The 16,645-nt window shown below is 63.6% G+C and carries 19 protein-coding genes; 2 read left to right on the top strand and 17 right to left on the bottom strand.

Translation table 11 applies throughout. The annotated features are described in order from the left end of the window. Positions 1-2: 2 nt before the first annotated feature. The 9 genes from AC04SF_RS13425 to gcvA form a co-directional block, all read right to left on the bottom strand. On the bottom strand, positions 3-1,589 hold the full coding sequence (locus AC04SF_RS13425; protein ID WP_488478187.1) for an FGGY-family carbohydrate kinase: 1,587 nt from the start codon (positions 1,587-1,589) through the stop codon (positions 3-5). Then, positions 1,586-2,269: an HAD-IA family hydrolase gene (locus AC04SF_RS13420; RefSeq protein WP_488478186.1), complete on the bottom strand. Its 684-nt coding sequence runs from the start codon at positions 2,267-2,269 to the stop codon at positions 1,586-1,588. The genes AC04SF_RS13425 and AC04SF_RS13420 overlap by 4 nt, the downstream gene beginning before the upstream one ends. A gap of 15 nt (positions 2,270-2,284) precedes the next feature. Then, positions 2,285-3,763: a mannitol dehydrogenase family protein gene (locus AC04SF_RS13415; RefSeq protein WP_488478185.1), complete on the bottom strand. Its 1,479-nt coding sequence runs from the start codon at positions 3,761-3,763 to the stop codon at positions 2,285-2,287. Positions 3,764-3,902: 139 nt separating this feature from the next. After that, positions 3,903-4,673, bottom strand: a complete 771-nt coding sequence (locus AC04SF_RS13410; RefSeq protein WP_488478600.1) for an L-iditol 2-dehydrogenase — start codon at positions 4,671-4,673, stop codon at positions 3,903-3,905. A gap of 2 nt (positions 4,674-4,675) precedes the next feature. After that, entirely contained in the window at positions 4,676-5,674 is a 999-nt protein-coding gene (locus AC04SF_RS13405) for an ABC transporter ATP-binding protein (RefSeq protein WP_488478184.1), read from the bottom strand. Positions 5,675-5,724: 50 nt separating this feature from the next. Beyond that, positions 5,725-6,549 carry a carbohydrate ABC transporter permease gene (locus AC04SF_RS13400; RefSeq protein WP_096452546.1) on the bottom strand — a complete coding sequence of 275 codons (825 nt, stop codon included), beginning with the start codon at positions 6,547-6,549 and terminating at the stop codon, positions 5,725-5,727. Positions 6,550-6,560: 11 nt separating this feature from the next. Continuing rightward, positions 6,561-7,433 carry a carbohydrate ABC transporter permease gene (locus AC04SF_RS13395; RefSeq protein ID WP_096452548.1) on the bottom strand — a complete coding sequence of 291 codons (873 nt, stop codon included), beginning with the start codon at positions 7,431-7,433 and terminating at the stop codon, positions 6,561-6,563. 141 nt (positions 7,434-7,574) lie between these two features. Continuing rightward, on the bottom strand, positions 7,575-8,885 hold the full coding sequence (locus tag AC04SF_RS13390; protein WP_095203035.1) for an ABC transporter substrate-binding protein: 1,311 nt from the start codon (positions 8,883-8,885) through the stop codon (positions 7,575-7,577). A 202-nt stretch (positions 8,886-9,087) separates the two neighbouring features. Further along, positions 9,088-9,993, bottom strand: a complete 906-nt coding sequence (gcvA, locus tag AC04SF_RS13385; RefSeq protein ID WP_488478183.1) for a transcriptional regulator GcvA — start codon at positions 9,991-9,993, stop codon at positions 9,088-9,090. Between the two features lie 109 nt (positions 9,994-10,102). Between gcvA and AC04SF_RS13380 the strand changes: the two genes are divergently transcribed. Further along, entirely contained in the window at positions 10,103-10,288 is a 186-nt protein-coding gene (locus tag AC04SF_RS13380; RefSeq protein WP_488478182.1) for a hypothetical protein, read from the top strand. Between the two features lie 58 nt (positions 10,289-10,346). Here AC04SF_RS13380 and AC04SF_RS13375 read toward each other — a convergent pair whose 3' ends face one another. Beyond that, positions 10,347-11,306, bottom strand: coding sequence for a sugar-binding transcriptional regulator (locus tag AC04SF_RS13375; RefSeq protein ID WP_488478181.1), 960 nt, complete (start codon positions 11,304-11,306; stop codon positions 10,347-10,349). 245 nt (positions 11,307-11,551) lie between these two features. Between AC04SF_RS13375 and AC04SF_RS13370 the strand changes: the two genes are divergently transcribed. Further along, positions 11,552-12,184, top strand: coding sequence for an HAD family hydrolase (locus AC04SF_RS13370; protein WP_488478180.1), 633 nt, complete (start codon positions 11,552-11,554; stop codon positions 12,182-12,184). A gap of 3 nt (positions 12,185-12,187) precedes the next feature. On the opposite strand, the gene AC04SF_RS13365 is transcribed toward AC04SF_RS13370, so the two are convergent. From AC04SF_RS13365 to AC04SF_RS13335, 7 genes are all read right to left on the bottom strand, one after another. Further along, a complete protein-coding gene (locus tag AC04SF_RS13365) occupies positions 12,188-12,955 on the bottom strand; it encodes a class II aldolase and adducin N-terminal domain-containing protein (RefSeq protein WP_488478179.1) in 768 nt (255 codons plus the stop codon). Between the two features lie 89 nt (positions 12,956-13,044). Beyond that, on the bottom strand, positions 13,045-13,686 hold the full coding sequence (ureG, locus tag AC04SF_RS13360) for an urease accessory protein UreG (protein WP_488478178.1): 642 nt from the start codon (positions 13,684-13,686) through the stop codon (positions 13,045-13,047). After that, positions 13,683-14,123 (bottom strand): DUF3995 domain-containing protein, encoded by a 441-nt coding sequence (locus AC04SF_RS13355; RefSeq protein ID WP_488478177.1) that lies wholly within the window; start codon positions 14,121-14,123, stop codon positions 13,683-13,685. Before AC04SF_RS13355 ends, ureG begins: the two co-directional genes overlap by 4 nt. Then, positions 14,120-14,791, bottom strand: a complete 672-nt coding sequence (locus AC04SF_RS13350; RefSeq protein WP_488478176.1) for an urease accessory protein UreF — start codon at positions 14,789-14,791, stop codon at positions 14,120-14,122. Before AC04SF_RS13350 ends, AC04SF_RS13355 begins: the two co-directional genes overlap by 4 nt. Further along, entirely contained in the window at positions 14,784-15,380 is a 597-nt protein-coding gene (gene ureE, locus AC04SF_RS13345; RefSeq protein ID WP_488478175.1) for an urease accessory protein UreE, read from the bottom strand. Before ureE ends, AC04SF_RS13350 begins: the two co-directional genes overlap by 8 nt. Further along, positions 15,377-15,982, bottom strand: a complete 606-nt coding sequence (locus AC04SF_RS13340) for a glutathione S-transferase family protein (RefSeq protein WP_488478174.1) — start codon at positions 15,980-15,982, stop codon at positions 15,377-15,379. Before AC04SF_RS13340 ends, ureE begins: the two co-directional genes overlap by 4 nt. Before the next feature lie 44 nt (positions 15,983-16,026). After that, positions 16,027-16,620, bottom strand: a complete 594-nt coding sequence (locus AC04SF_RS13335; RefSeq protein WP_488478173.1) for a hypothetical protein — start codon at positions 16,618-16,620, stop codon at positions 16,027-16,029. Between the last annotated feature and the right edge of the window lie 25 nt (positions 16,621-16,645).

Below are 16,645 nucleotides of genomic sequence, written 5' to 3'. Positions count from 1 at the left end.
GCCTACCGGATCGCGTCGAGCGCCTGGCGCTGGCGATGCATTTCCAGGAAAATCCGGTAATCGCGATCGAAGCGGGCGCCGGCAGCCGGGTTGGCGGCGCGCGCCTTACCGCCTTGCTGCATGGCAAGGCAGGCGGCGTTGAGGTCGGGGAAAAGCCCGGCGGCGGTGGCAGCCACCATGCCAGTGCCGAGCAGCACCGCTTCATCGGCCAGCGGCTCGACCACCGTGCAGCCGGTGGCGTCGGCGTAGAGCTCCATCAGCAGCGGGTTCTTGGTGTGGCCGCCGGTGACATGCAGCGTGTCGATCAGGTAGCCGTTCTCGTTCAGCGCCTCCAGCACATGGCGCACTCCGAGCGCGATGCCGACGGCGGTGCGCCAGTAGAGCTTGCACAGGCTGTCGAAGGAGGAATCCAGCGTCAGCCCGCTGACGACGCCGACGGCATGCGGGTCGGCAAGCGGCGAGCGGTTGCCGTGAAAGTCCGGCAGCACATGCAGCCGTGCGGCGAGGTTCTCGCCCTCGGTGGCGCGCAGTTCGGCGACACGCCGGGCGATCTTGGCATGCATCGCGGCATCCGGCTCGCCGCCGGCGCCGTGCCAGCGGATGATGTGGTCGAGCAGGGCGCCGGTGGCCGACTGGCCGCCTTCCGACAGCCACAGCTTCGGCAGCGCCGCGCCGTAATAGGGACCCCAGACCCCGGCGAAAGGCTGCGGGTCGGGCGACATCGCCATCACGCAGCTCGACGTGCCCGCGATCAGCGCCAGATGCCGGCCGATATCCTGCTCGTCGCCGGCAAAGCCGCCAAGCACGCCAAGCGCGCCGGCATAGGCATCGATGACCCCGGCGCCGACCCGGCAGTTTTCGCTCAGGCCGAGCTCCGCCGCCGCTTGCGCCGTCAGCGGACCAATGTCGGCGCCGACCGGGCTGGCCCGCTCCGGCAGATTGCCGTGCTCGAAGAGATCGCCGAGACCGACGATTTCGAAGAAATCGCGCTGCCAGGCGCTTTCCTCATGCGCCAGATAAGTCCATTTGGCGGTCAGCGTGCATTGCGAACGTGCCAGCGAACCGGTTGCCTGCCAGGTCAGGAAATCGGCCAGGTCGAATAGATAGCCGGCTTCCTTCCAGGTATCAGGCAGATTGCGCTTCAGCCACATCAGCTTCGGCGTCGCCATCTCCGGCGACATCACGCCGCCAATATAGTTGAGCACCTCGTGGCTGCTCTCTGTGCATTCGTCGGCTTCGGCAATGGCGCGGTGGTCGAGCCAGACGATGGTATCCCAACGCTTGTCGCCGCTGGTCGAGACGCTGAGCTGATCGCCTTGCCGGTTTCGGACAACAAGCGAGCAGGTGGCATCAAAGGAGATGCCGACAATGTCCTGTGCCGCGACGCCGGCCTTTTCGCGGGCGGCGCGCACGGCGGCGCAGACGGCCGACCAGATATCGCGCGAATCATGCTCGGCGTGATCGGGCTTTGGCTGGTTCATGGCGATCGGCCGATCGGCGCGGCCGAGCAAGGTACCATTGGCGTCGAGAATGCCCGCGCGAGCGCTCCCGGTGCCGACATCGACCGCGCAAACAAACTGTTTCGTCAAGATGCTCTAACTCTCGCTCCCAGGCCTGCAATCAGATCGGGCAATTGCAGCATGTCAGCGAATATAAAGTCCGGTTCACTCGACGCAAGCCGCGCTTTCAGTGCGGGGTTGCCGGCGTGTGCGCCACCGGTGAAGGCAAAGACGCGCATGCCCGCCGCGCGCGCCGCCGCGACACCGGCCGGGCTGTCCTCGATGACGAGGCATTTGCGCGGATGCGCCCGCATGCTGGCGGCGGCATGCAGGAAAAGGTCGGGCGCCGGCTTTCCCTTGGCGACCATGACGGCGCTGAACAGATGCGGTTCCATCAACCCGAGCAGGCCGGTGACGTCGAGCGCATAGCGGATGCGTTCCAGCGTGCCGGAGGAGGCGACACAGAACGGCAGGCCAAGCTTCGGCAACATTTCCTTGATGCCGGGAATCGGCCTCAGCTCCTCGCGGAACTTTTGCATCAGGTCGACGCGCATCGCGGTCAGATGCTGATCGGTGATCTCCAGGCCGAAGTCGCGGCCAAGGATCTCGCGCACGCTTTTCATGCTCCTGCCGAGGAAATGCTCGTAGGCGGCGTCCTCGCTGACGCTGCCGCCGGCAAGTTCGATCATGCCGAGGAGCGCCGAGACGGAGAGCGCTTCGCTGTCGACCAGCACGCCGTCGCAGTCGAAGATGACCAGTTCAGGCGTCATGATGGCTGATAGCTCTCAGAGCTTGCCGGCGATGTAGCGGGTCAGCGTGGCGCGCGCGCCATTCGCCCACAGCACGTTGAGCGCATGGCCGAAGGCCTCGACGAAGGCTGTGGCGCGGCCGACATCGCCATAGATGTCCTCCATGGCGAGCCAGGCGGCGGGGGCGTCGTTTGCCGCCCTTGCCGTCGCCTGCAGCCGGTCCCAGCTCGGGTCGTTGGGTTCGATGACGGCGCCGCTGTCGGTCGTGCCGAAGCAGTAGCGGCACCAAAGTGCTGATTCCAGCGCCAGGCCGGCAACACCTTTTCCGGCCTTCAGCCGGTCGGCGATGGTCGGGATGATGAATTTCGGCTGGCGGTTGGAGCCGTCGAGGCAGAGCCGGCGGACGGTGTCGCCAATCTTGGGATTGGAGAAGCGCTTCTCGATGAGCTGGTAATAATCCTCCAGCACCGTGTCCGGCACCGGCGGCACCGTCGGGATGATCTCGTCATGCTCGAGCTTGTGGAGAAAGCCGCGCACCAGCGGCTCCTGCATTGCCTCATGCACGAAATGGATGTCCATCAGCCCGGCCGGATAGGCAATGGTGGCATGGCCGCCATTGAGGATGCGGATCTTCATCAATTCGTAGGGGGCGACGTCCTTGACGAACTGCACGCCGACCTTTTCCAGCGGCGGACGGCCATCGGTGAAACGGTCCTCCAGCACCCATTGCCGGAACGGCTCGCAGAACACCGGCCAGGCGTCCTCGACGCCGAAATCCTTGGCCAGGATGCCGCGCTCGCGGTCGGTGGTGGCAGGCGTGATGCGATCCACCATGCCATTGGGAAAGGCGACATGGTCGCTAACCCAGCTGGCCAGATCCTCGTCGATCAGCCGCGCCAGACCGATGACGCCATCCGAGGTGACATGGCCGTTGTGAGGGATGTTGTCGCAGGACATCACGGTGAACGGCACGGTGCCTTCGTCGCGCCGGCGCACCAGTCCGGCGAGGATGATGCCGAACACCGTCTTTGGGGTGGCCCCCGGTTGGGCGTCGGCGACGATGTCGGGATGGGCGGGGTTGAAGACGCCCGACGCCGGATCGATGAAATAGCCGCCTTCGGTGATGGTCAGCGACACGATCCTGATTGCAGGATCGGCCAGGCGATCGATGATGCCGGCCGCATCGCCCGGCATCAGGAAGTCGATCATCGCGCCGGTAACGCGTGCGCTCATATGGCCGTCATCCTGCTCGACCACCGTGGTCAGCCAGTCCTGCTCTTCGAGCTTGCCGCGACCGATCTTCTCGCCCTCGAACACGCCGGCGCCGACCAGCGCCCAGTCATGGCCGATACCTGCATTGAACAGATCGTCGAGATAGACGGCCTGGTGCGAGCGATGGAAATTGCCGACGCCGAAATGCACGATGCCGGCCTTCAGCCTGGCACGGTCGTATTTCGGACCCGCGACCTTGGCGGGGAGGTTGGCGAGAGTGGCGGAAGAGAGTTTCACGGTCATCTGTTTTACCCTTTGGCCGGTCTACGGCCTCTTTAACTCCGCCTCTCCCCGTTCTGTCGGGAGAGGCTAAGGGACGGCACATGCCTCTGATGTTGGCCTCTGCTCCCCGCGGAGGAACGAGAAGCAGAGGCCGTCCCCCTCAACTCATCCACTGGCCGCCATCGACATTGTAGGTCTGGGCGACGATGTATTCGGCGTCGGCGCTGGCCAGGAACACTGCCATGCCGGCGAGGTCCTCCGGTTTGCCCATCCGGCCGTAAGGCACGCCCTCGCCAACCAGTCTCTTCTTCTCGCCCTTCGGCCGGTTCTCGTATTTGGCGAACAGCGAATCGACCTCATCCCACATATCGCTGTCCACGACCCCGGGTGCGATACCGTTGACGTTGATGCGGTGCTTGATCAGGTCGAGGCCCGCCGACTGGGTCAGCGAGATGACGGCGGCCTTGGTGGCGCAGTAGACGCCGACCAGCGGCTCGCCGCGCCGGCCTGCCTGGCTTGCGATGTTGATGATCCTGCCGCCCTTGCCCCGCGCGATCATCGAGCGGGCGGCCGCTTGCAGCATGAACAGCGTGCCGGCGACATTGACGGAGAACAGTTTCTCGTAGCTTGCCCGCGAGATCTCGACGATCGGCGCCAGGTCGAACAGAGCCGCGTTGTTGATCAGGATGTCGAGGCCGCCAGCCTTGCTCTCCACCGCCTTCACCGCGGCGTCGATGGAGACCTGATCGGTAACATCGAGTTTGACGGCATAGGCATTGGCGCCGATCTCGGAGGCGGTCTTTTGCGCGGCCTCAAGGTTGATGTCGGCAATGGCAACCGTGGCGCCTTCGCGCACATAGGCTTCGGCAAAGGCCCTGCCGATGCCCCGCGCCGAACCGGTGATCAGCGCCGATTTGCCGGCCAGGCGCATGCTCACATTGCCTTTCCGTCGGCACCGAAGCGATGCAGCTTGGCCTTGTCGGGCGTCAGATAGATGGTGTCGCCGTGATGGACGGCGAGCTCGCCATCGGCGCGCACCGTCAGCGGCCCGACGCCGTCAGCTTGAACGTGCAGGAACGTGTCGGAGCCCAGATGCTCGGCAACGCCGACGGTGGCTTTCCATTCGCCCGCCGTGGTCGAGATTTCCATGTGTTCCGGACGGATGCCGATGGTCTTGGCGCCGTATTTGGCCGCCGGCGCGCCTTCGATGAGGTTCATCTTTGGCGAGCCGATGAAGCCGGCGACGAACAGGTTCTTCGGCGTCTTGTAGAGTTCCATCGGCGAGCCGACCTGCTCGATATTGCCGGCATTCAGCACCACGATCTTGTCGGCCATGGTCATGGCCTCGACCTGGTCGTGGGTGACGTAGATCATGGTGGTCTTGAGCTGATGATGCAGCTCGCTGATCTCCAGCCGCATCGTGCCACGCAAGGCGGCGTCGAGGTTGGACAGCGGTTCGTCGAACAGGAAGGCGGTCGGCTGACGCACGATGGCACGACCGATGGCGACGCGCTGGCGCTGGCCGCCGGAAAGCTGGCCAGGCCGGCGTTCCAGGTAGTTGGTGAGGTTGAGCACCCGCGCCGCGTCTGCCACCTTCTTGTCGATGGTGGCCTTGTCTTCACCGGCCATCTTCAGCGGGAAGCCGATGTTCTTGGCCACCGTCATGTGCGGATAGAGCGCGTAGGACTGGAACACCATGGCGAGCTTGCGTTTGGCCGGCGCTTCGCCGGTGACATCACGGCCATCGATGTTGATGCTGCCGCCGCTGGTGTCCTCCAGCCCGGCGATCAGCCGCAGCAGCGTGGACTTGCCGCAACCCGACGGGCCGACGAAGACGACGAACTCGCCATTCTCGATCACCAGGTCGAGGCCGGGGATGATAGACGTCGCCCCGAAGGACTTGGAGACGTTCTTGAGCGTGATGTTTCCCATGGTTTCCTCCCCGAGGGGTTATTGTCCGTCGTCGGTTGCGTGCGGCGGTATTACTTCACGGCGCCAAAGGTCAGGCCGCGCACCAGCTGCTTCTGGCTGAACCACCCCATGATCAGGATTGGCGCGATCGCCAGCGTCGAGGCGGCCGAAAGCTTGGCCCAGAACAGGCCTTGCGGGCTGGAGAACGAACTGATGAAGGCGGTGAGCGGAGCGGCATCCGTGGTGGTCAGGCGGATCGTCCAGAACGCCTCGTTCCAGGCCAGGATGATGTTCAACAGCATGGTCGAGGCAATGCCGGGCACCGCCATCGGCGTCAGCACATAGATGATCTCGTTCCACAGCGATGCGCCGTCCATGCGCGCCGCCTCCAGGATCTCGCCGGGGATCTCGCGGAAGTAGGTGTAGAGCATCCACACCACGATCGGCAGGTTGATCAGCATCAGCATGACCATCAGGCCGACGCGGCTGTCGAGCAGGCCGGTGTCGCGGAAGATGAGGTAGATCGGGAACAGCACCGCGACCGCCGGCATCATCTTGGTGGACAGCATCCACATCAATATGTCCTTGGTCCGCTTGGTCGGCGAGAACGCCATCGACCATGCCGCCGGAATGGCGACCAGCAGGGCCAGGATGGTCGAGCCGACCGAGAGCAGCACCGAATTGAAGAAGAACTTGAAGTAGCCGCTCTGCGCCTGAACCTCGGTATAGCTCTCGAATGTCCCAGACGGGATCAGGGCAAAGCCCTGGATCGCCTCCTGTTCCGACTTGAATGAGGTGATGATCGTGTAGAGGATCGGGAAGAAGATCAGCAGGGCAACGATCCAGGCAGCGCCTGTCGCAATGACCTTGTGTTGGGTGGTGACTGCACGTGCCATCTTATCCTCCCTTACTTGTCGAGGTTCTTGCCGACCGCGCGCATGGCGAAGAAGGCGACGATGTTGGCGAGAATGACGGCGATCACACCGCCCGCGGATGCCTGGCCGATTTTGAACTCGAGCAGTGCCTTCTGATAGACGAGGAAGGGCAGGTTGGTGGAGGCATAGCCGGGGCCGCCATTGGTGGTGACCAGGATCTCGGCATAGACCGAGAGCAGGAAGATGGTCTGGATCAGGATGACGACGGTGATGGCGCGCGACATGTGCGGCAGCGTCAGATAGATGAAGCGGCTGATGAAGCCGGCGCCGTCCATTTCGGCGGCTTCCTTCTGTTCGCCGTCGAGCGATTGCAGCGCGGTCAACAGGATCAATGTCGCGAAAGGCAGCCACTGCCAGGCGACGATGATGATGATCGCCGTCATCGGATGTTGCCCGAACCAGTCGATCGGTTGCGCCCCGAAGAAGCGCGCTATGTCGGCGAACACCCCGTATTGCGGGTGCATGATCATGTTCTTCCAAACCAATGCGGCTACCGGCGGCATGACGAAGAACGGTGAAATGACGAGGATGCGCACGATCCCCTGTCCCCACATCGGCTGATCGATCAAAAGCGCCAGCAGGATGCCGCCGATCACTGTGATCAACAGAACGCTGACCACCAGGATCAAGGTGTTGAGGATCGATTGCAGGAAGGCGGGGTTGGAATAGAACAGCGCGTAGTTGGAGAAACCAACGAAGCCGTCGCGGATCGGGTTGAGCGGATTGTACTGCTGGAAGGAGAACCACAGCGTGATGACCAGCGGCACGATCATCCAGACGAACAGCAGCACGACGGATGGCGCCATCATGAAACGGGCAAGCGAACGGGTCTGCTGAGTAGCCATGACGGTCACCCTCCAAAGGTCAGCTGGATTTTTAGAGTTGTGCCAGAAATTCCAGGATTGTGAAGATGGCCGCCCGAACTGGGACTCGGGCGGCCACTGCCGGTCATGGTGCGCGACCGGCATTCGGCACCGGGAGGAGCCTTACTTGATATACCCGCCTTCGGTCATTGCCGCGGTGGCAGCGTCCTGGGCCTGCTTCAGCGCATCGTCGACGCTCGACTGGCCGGCAAGAGCCGCCGAGAAGAGCTGGCCGACAGTGGTGCCAAGACCCTGGAACTCAGGGATGGCGACGAACTGGACGCCGACATAGGGCACCGGCTTGACGGTCGGATGCGTCGGGTCGGCGGCGTTGATCGAGTCCAGCGTCATCTTGGCGAACGGAGCCGCCTTCTGGTACTCGGCATTGGCGTAGAGCGAGGAACGCGTGCCCGGAGGAACGTTGGCCCAGCCTTCCTTCGAAGCAACGAGTTCGGCGTAATGCTTGCTGGTCGCCCAGGACACGAACTTCTCGGCGGCGTCGGCCTTCTTGGTGCCCGCCGGAATGGCCAGTGACCATGCCCACAGCCAGTTGCCGCGCTTGCCCAGGCCATTGTCGGGCGCCAGCGCATAGCCGACCTTGTCGGCGACGGTCGAGTTCTTCGGGTCCGAAACGAAGGATGCCGCGACGGTGGCGTCGATCCACATGCCGCACTTGCCCTGCTGGAACAGCGCCAGGTTTTCGTTGAAGCCGTTGGAGGATGCGCCTTCCGGACCGTCGGCCTTCATCAGGTCGACATAGAACTGCAGCGTGTTCTTCCACTCGGGCTGGTCGAACTGCGGCTTCCAGTTCTCATCGAACCAGCGGGCGCCGAAGGAGTTCGACATGGCGGTCAGGAAGGCCATGTTCTCGCCCCAGCCGGCCTTGCCGCGCAGGCACACGCCGTTCACGCCGTTGGCGCGGTCGGTCATCTTGTCGGCGGCCTGCTTGATGAAGTCCCAGGTCGGTGCGTCTGGCATCTTCAGCCCGGCCTTCTCCATCAAATCCTTGCGGTACATGACGAAGGAGCTTTCGCCGTAGAAGGGCGCGGCATAGAGCTTGCCGTCGACCGAAAGGCCGCCGGCAATGGCCGGGATGATGTCCTTGGCGTCATAGTCGTCGCCGAGCTTGTCGAGCGGCAAAAGCCAGCTCTGCTTGGCCCAGATCGGCACTTCGTAGGTGCCGATGGTCATCACGTCATACTGGCCACCCTTGGTGGCGATGTCGGTGGTAACGCGCTCGCGCAGCACGTTCTCTTCGAGTGTGACCCAGTTGAGCTGGATGTCGGGGTTCGCCTTTGTGAAGTCTTCGGTCAGCTTCTGCATGCGGACCATATCGCCATTGTTGACGGTGGCGATGGTGATGGATTCGGCATGTGCGGCAAAAGCGAGAGCGCTGGCCGACAACAAGCCCAGGGTGAGCGTGCGCAGTTTCATCAAATTCCTCCCATGAACCAAGATGAGCATTTGCCTTGGCTATGAGCAATTACTCACTTGCCGTGAATTATGTCAAGCCGGATTCGATGCTGCAGCGCAGCACTCGGCCAGCCGATAGACCGACGACAAGCAGCCCGCGTGCCGGATATCAGGCGACGGGATAGGGAGGGCGTGGAGGCTTGGATCGAGTGAAAAGCGCCTCTCAGCAGGCGATCTCGGCCAGCAGCCAGTCGCGGAAGGCGCGGATCTTCGGCACATTGCGGCGCGCTTCGGGATAGACCAGCCAGTAGGCATGGCCATCGTCGCCGACCAGGTCGAAAGGCTGGATCAGGCGGCCATCGGCGAGTTCCGCCTTGAACAGCGCCCGGGTCAGGATCGCCACGCCGTGGCCTGCTATGGCGGCATTGGCCTCATAGGCCTGCGCGCCCATGCTGCTGCCGGGCCGCTTGGCAAGGTCGTGCGCATGCACGCCGGCGGTCTCGAACCATTGCGTCCACCAGATGTCGCCGGGATCGAGGATCGGCAGCCGCAACAGGTCGGCCGGCTCCTTGATGCCGCCGATGCTCGCCGCGAGCTTCGGGCTCAGCATCGGCGTGAAATCGGCATCGAGCAGCTTGTGGGCTTCCAGTCCTGGCCATTTGCCGCCGCCCGAACGGATGGCGAGATCGACATCCTCGCGGGCGAAATCCGTCAGCCGGCTCGATGTTTCGAGCCGCACGGCAAGGGCTGGATGGGCCATCTGGAACGAGCCCAGATGATGCGCCAGCCAGTTCGAGGCGAAAGTCAGCACCGTGGTGACGCACAATAGCCCGTCCGCGCCGCCACGCGCGGCGGCATAGGCCTGGCTGAGAATGGCAAAGGCCTCGCTGACCGCCGGCGCAAGGCGCTGGCCGGCTTCGGTCAGCTCGATCTGCCGCGGCCGGCGCAGGAACAGCGGTGACCCGACACGTTCTTCCAGCACCTTGATCTGATAGCTGACGGCGGCCTGTGTCATGGCGAGTTCCACCGCCGCCTTGGTGAAGGAAAGATGCCGCGCCACCGCTTCGAACACCCGGATCGCCTGCAGCGGCGGGAGTTGCGAAACATGCGGCGAGCTGAGGTCAGGCATAAAGGCTCCTTATGGGTCCTTATCGACGTTCGATTGGCAAAGCCGGCCGGCAAGACCGACATTCAGTGTCAACCCGTCATTGGGTTCACGATAGCGAAGGTTCACGATCATGACCATGGCGCAGCAAAAATGCACTCCCGCTCCGGATCACCTCTGGATTTCGTGGCTTACGGACGGATTCGGCTGGTTGGTGATCAGGAAAAGGGCGCATCTCGACATCAGGGATCTGTCGCCGCATCTGCAGCGCGACGTCGGTTTCCTCGATGGCAATGACCCTTTCGGCCGGCACCGATAGACTTGTCGGCTTTATCGCAAAAAGCAGTCGCCGCTGCCGCACCTGGCAGGGTCTGCGGTCAGATGCCGGCCAGCAAAGCGGTCGCTGTCCGCTCATCGGTGATGAGGCCATTGACCAGCCGGCGGTTCACGGCCGCCAGGATTCCCGGCAGCTTGCGCTCACCCATGGCCAGCGCGATGACCAGCGATTTCTCGCGCGACGGCAGCGAAGCCGACGATACCCGGTCGTTGGTGATGCCCTCGATCATGCGGCCATCGCGATCGAACACCCAGCCGACGATCTCGGCGATGCCGCCAGCCTTCTGCAGGGCTTTCAGCTCGCTTTCGGAAATGAAACCGTCCTCATAGAGCGGTGCCTTCGGACCGAGGTCGCCAATACCGATGAAGGTGACGTCGGCTTCCGCCGCAAGCGCCAGCGTCGGCTGGATCATCGGCTGGTTGAGCAGCATCTCGCGCTCCTGCGGCGAGGAGGCGATGACCGGCAGCGGCATCGGGAAGGAGCGCGCCTTGACCCGGTCGGCCATGGTGAAGATGACGTTGTAGAAGGCGGCCGAACCGTCCGGAGAAATGTTGCCGGTCAAGGACACCACCTTGTGCTGCGGACATTCCATCGGCGGCAATTGCTCGATCGCCGCCTTCAGCGTGCGCCCGGTGCCGATGCCCATGACGATTGGCGTCGGAGAGCGCAGCCGCCGCTCAATCTCGGCGGCCGCCGCCTCGGCGATGCCGATGGTGGTGGAGGATGAATTCGGATCGCTCGGCACCACCTCGACCAAATCGAGCGCGAAGCGCGATCTCAGCCGGGCCGCGAGGTCGAGACAGTTGGCGATCGGATGATCGACACGGACCTTGATCAAGCCTTCCGACACCGCCAGCGACACCAGGCGCTGCGCCGTCTGCCGCGAAATGCCGAGCGTGGCGGCGATCTGGTCCTGTGTGTTGCCGGCAACATAATAGAGCCAGCCGGCGCGCGCCGCATCGTCCAGCCTGTTGCTGCCGCCATCCTGCCGGGTATTCACGTCCTGCCTCCCAAGGCCGCCGGCTATCAAGGCGGTCCACTCTTAGTTTCGCAGGGAACGGCGTCCTGCGCAATTGTCAATATCAAGAGCAATTGTTCGCAGCTGCGAGATTGAGATTGTCCCACCGACAATCTCTGACCGCGCAGAGCAAGCCAGCTTCGGTTCCAGTCACGGCCGCCTTCTGTGATCCTGACGGTTTATCTCCCGGCGCAAACCCTTTAAGGGGATCGCAAAAGGAGCACTGCATGACACCGAAGGCGGTTTTCTGGGACATGGACGGCACGCTGGTCGACAGCGAACCGCTGCACGAGGCGGCCCTTGTGGCGGCAATGCGCAGTGTCGGCCTCAAGCCGCCCGCCGACCTGCATGAGCGTGTGCTCGGTGTCGCCGCCTGGCCGGTCTACGAGATGATGCGCGACGAGTTCGGCCTCGATCTTCCCTTCGACGATTGGATCATGCGCAAATACGAGCATTATCTGCCGCTGGTCGAAGGCCTGAAGCCGCGCCCCGGCGCGATCGAGGTCTTCAACGAATTACGAGCGCTTGGCGTGCAGCAGGCGGTGGTCTCCAATTCGGACCGGATGATCGTCGACGCCAATCTGCGCATGGTCGGCCTTGTCTATCCCGGCATGAAGACGGTCAGCCGCAACGATGTGCGCGATGGCAAGCCGCACGCCGAACCCTTCTTGCGCGCCGCCTATCTGGCCGATGTCGATCCCGCGCGCGCGGTGGCGGTCGACGACAGCTGGCCGGGCGCCATGGCGGGTCTGGCGGCGGGCATGAAGACGATCTTCTGGCCGGAAAAGCCGATGGAAGGACCGCCCGGCGCCATCGTCATCAACAGCGCCGAGGAATTGCGTAGAGAGATTGGGCTGTAAGTCTTAATTCCGGTAAACCGGCTCTTCCTCGTCGAGGATCGCCTTCAGCTCGCTGAGATGGCGTTCGGCCTGGCCGGGATAGTCGTCCATCTCGCTCGCCGTCTTCTCGGCGATGGCATCGGACAGCGTGCGCAGCGGGCGGCCGGTCCACAGCGCCTTGATGTAGGTCTCGGCCGCACGCTCGAAATAGAACATGCGGTTGAAGGCGTCGGCCACCGTGTCGCCGATCACCAGCACGCCGTGATTGCCCATCACCATCACCTTGACCTTGGGATCGGTGAGAAGCTGCGAGCAGCGCTCGCCCTCCTCCTCGAAAGCCAGCCCGCCATAATGCGCGTCGACGACATGGCGGTTGAAGAACATCGCCGAGTTCTGGTCGATCGGCGGCAATGTCGAGTCGGCGAGCGAGGCCAGCACCGTGGCATGGATCGAATGGACATGCATGACGCAGCGCGCATGCGGCACATTGCGATGAATGGCGCCGTGCAGGCCCCAGGCCGTCGGGTCTGGCGCATTGGGGCCGGAAAGCGTGCTGGGATCGTTGGCGTCGATCATCAACAGGTCGCTCGCCTTGATGCGCGAGAAATGCACCTGGTTGGGGTTCATCAGGAACTGGGTGCCGTCGCCGTTGACCGCCAGCGAGAAATGATTGGCCACCGCCTCATGCATGTTGAGTCGCGCCGTCCAGCGGAAGGCGCAGGCGAGATCGACGCGCTCCTCGTAGAAGGGCAGGTTGCTCAGCGTTTCCTTCTGCAGGCGGGCGATGCTCATCGAAAATCCTCCGGTTTTGGCCAGAATGCCGTGACCCACGGCGGCCCGCAACGGGTTTCGGTTGGTGCAGGAGGAAGCTTTCTTGTCTATCAGGCTGCGGTGCTGGCGGCGGTCGCGGCCCTGAGCCCGCCATGCTCGACGATGAAATCGATGACGTCCTGCAACCCTTTGCCGCGCGACAGATCGGTGAAACCGAACGGCCGCTTGCCACGCATGCGGCCGGCGTCGCTCTCCATGACGTCGAGGTTGACGTTCACATAGGGCGCCAGATCGCTCTTGTTGATGATGAGGAAATCCGAGCGGGTGATAGCCGGCCCGCCCTTCCTCGGGATTTCCTCGCCCTGGCAGACCGAGATGACATAGAGCGTCAGGTCCGCAAGATCCGGCGAGAAGGTGGCGGCAAGGTTGTCGCCGCCGGATTCGATGAAGATGATGTCGAGATCGGGGAATTTCCGGTTGAGTTCGGCGATCGCCTGCAAATTGATCGAAGCGTCCTCGCGGATGGCGGTGTGCGGACAGCCGCCGGTCTCGACGCCGACGATGCGCTCCTCCGGCAGCGCCTGTAGCCGGGCCAGCATCATGGCGTCTTCTCTGGTGTAGATGTCGTTGGTGACGACGGCGATGGAGAACTCGTCGCGCAGCGCCTTGCAGAGTTTTTCGGTGAGCGTCGTCTTGCCGGAGCCGACAGGACCGCCAATGCCGATGCGAAGAGGGCCGTTGGTTTGAGTCATGCCGGAAACTCCGTGATGGCAAGGATAGCGAAGCCGAGCCCGATCAGCAGGCAGAGCGGCGAATAATAGCTGGTATCGAGGCGGGCGAAAGGCTGCTCGGGCGCCAGCCGCCGCCACCACGGCGTGAAGCCGGCAATACCGCGCCCCAAAAACACCAGCCCGATGAGCAGCGAGGTGGCCGCAAGGCCTTCCCTGGGGAAGGGCGAGGCAAAGAAGCCGATGAGCGCCAGCGGCCACAGCGTCGCCAGGCCAAGACAGGCCGCAACGGCGAAACTGGCGAAGGGCGTCGGCATTTCGTCAACGCCGCGAAAACCGACAACCGCGCGGGCGCAAGAGGCCGCATCCCGACCCGGCCAGATGCCACCAATGCCCCAATAGACATGCAGCGCCGTGATCAGCAGCAGGACGAAGGAGAGGACAAAGGCGAGGGCGATCATGAACGGAACAGCCGCGAATATTGCGTTTCGTGCCTCATCGCCATGACATCGGAGACGAAGGCGCAGCCGCCGAGATCGTCCACTGTCGAACGGGACGCGCGGTCGGCGGTCGAGATCGCCAGCGGCTCGAAACCGGCCAGCAGCGTGGTGGCCTCGCTCTGGCCGACGACACCCAGCCTGATCGCCGCCTGGACGAGGTTGGAGAAGAAGGCTTGCAGGAAGGCGGACAGCGCGTCCTGCAGCGCGATACCGTTGCCGCCGGCAATGGCGCCGACGACGACGCAATAGGCGCATTCGGCCGGCAAGCGTTCCAGCACAGGATTGGGCCAGGCGGCGGCCGCTTTCAGGAAGGCGGCACCTTGCAGCATGGTCTCGGTATGGCGTTCCCGCGATCCGGCGAGCGCCTCGGCCAGTGCGGCCATTTCTTCGAGATCGCCGGAGTTGCGGGCGCGGCGCCAGCTCTCGGAAAACAGCACGGCATCGTTCCAGCCCGAGCCCATCTCGACCAGCGTTCCCAACCAGTTGGCCAGGCTCCCGGCATCGGCAACCAGCCCGTCATGCACCGCCCGTTCGAGACCGTGGCTGTAGGCAAAGCCGCCGACCGGAAAGGCCGGCGACAGCCACGCCATCAGCCGCAGCAGGGCGATGTTCGAGGGCTGGTCAGTCATGATCGTGATGATGGCCGTCGTGAGAATGGCTGTGCGAATGGGAATGCGATTCGCTGTGCGCGTGCGAATGCGCTTCCGCGTGGCTGTGCGCATGGCCGTGATCATGGCCATGTCCACCGTCATGCCCGGAATAGGCGCCGCGCACCGGCTTGAACGGCTCGGAGACCTCGCGCACCGTGGCGCCGAGCCCCTCCAGCATCGCCTTGATGACGTGGTCGCGCAGGATGACGATGCGATCCGCCTCGATGCCTGCGGCGAGATGGCGGTTGCCGATATGCCAGGCAAGTTCGGTCAGATGCACGGCGTCGCGGGCGCGGATGTCGTAGACCTCTTCGGGCGCGGCCAGGATCTCGATGTGGCGGCCGTCCTCCAGCACCAGCCGGTCACCGTCGTCCAGGGCGACGGGCTCGGGCAGGTCGACCAGTACCTTGCTGCCGTCGGACAATTCGATGGCGCGGCGGCGCAGATGCCGCTCGTCGTGAGGGAGAACCGCTTGGCCGGAGGGCGCTGTGGATCCCACACTGCCTGCGTGCAGCACGGAGACGGCGCGCGGGAATTTGGTGAAGTCGGTGTTGAGGTTGAGCTTCATTTCAAGGAGCCTCCGTTGGCTTGTGCCCGCGCACGGGCGGGCCGCGCCAGAACGCGGTCGAAATAGGCGTTGACGCGGTCGGACTCGATCGGGAATTTGCCGGCGCGGGCCCAGCCGCCCATGTCGCCGAGCAGCACGTCGACGGCGGAAAACCGGTCGCCGAGCGCAAACGGCCTGTCGCCCAGCCGGCGGTCCAGCGCCTTGGCCTCCGAGGCGAAATCATAGGCCGCAGCAGGGCCGACATCGACCCGAACCTCCTTCGGCAGCAGGAAGCGGTGGCGCAATTTGTTCCACAGCGGCGCCTCGAACTCGCTCTGGGCAAAATGCATCCAGGAATCCATCTCGGCACGGCCGGCGACACCCGGATTGGCGCCCATCCCTCTGTCGGCGTGCTTGTCGGCCAGGTAGACGCAGATCGCTGCCGAATCCGTCACCGTCAGCTCGCCATCCATGAGGATCGGCACCTTGCCCGACGGATTGAGCGCATAGGCTTCCGGCGAGCGCAATTTGACTTCGACGAATTCATAGGGCTGCCCGAGTTCCTCGAGCATCCAGAGAACGCGGCTGACCCGGGATCCCCGCGACCCAATGGCCTTGTACATGGTAAAATCCTGCCTTTCCCCGGACTCTAGACCATCCGCTATAGTCATACGATCGTGTCGAAGAGCCGCAGGATGAACGATATCTGGTAGATCAGCGCCGCCGCGACAAAGGCGATGTGAAAGCGGCGGTCGCTCACCACGATCGCGGCGATGCACAGCGCCACGAAGACCGGCGTGCGGAACAGATATTCATTGCCGAAGCGGGCGAAATGCTCCGGCCCTTTCATCAGCGTATCGATGACGTCGAGCAGATAGGTCGCCGCCAGCAGGCCGAAGAACCAGGCACGGCGCGAATAGAAGAAATCCTCGTAGCTGGTGTAGTCCAGCATGGAGTCGGGAAACAGCAGCGCGCAGAGCAGGAACAGCGTGATCGCGTAGAAGATGATGAACAGGTATTTGCCGAAGGTCCAGGTCTCGATGGTGTAGAGGCCGAACTCCCACCACCAGAAGTGCACCAGCATCAACAGCACCGAGGCGACCCAGGCCAGATGCACGGGATAGAGCCGGTATTGGCCCGGATGCTGGACGATGCGCGCCACCCCCGACAGCAGGCGGGCAACACCAAGCCCGATCACCATGCCCATGACGATGCGGATATGCGGGAAAATGTCGTGAGGAGAGGCGATTTCGGTGGTCATTCGTCTGTTCTACGAGCTGCTTGAT

The sequence above is a fragment of the Mesorhizobium sp. CNPSo 4671 genome (genome assembly GCF_057784245.1).
Note: the sequence above shows the minus strand (reverse complement) of the source record. Positions and strands in the feature narration are given on the sequence as shown.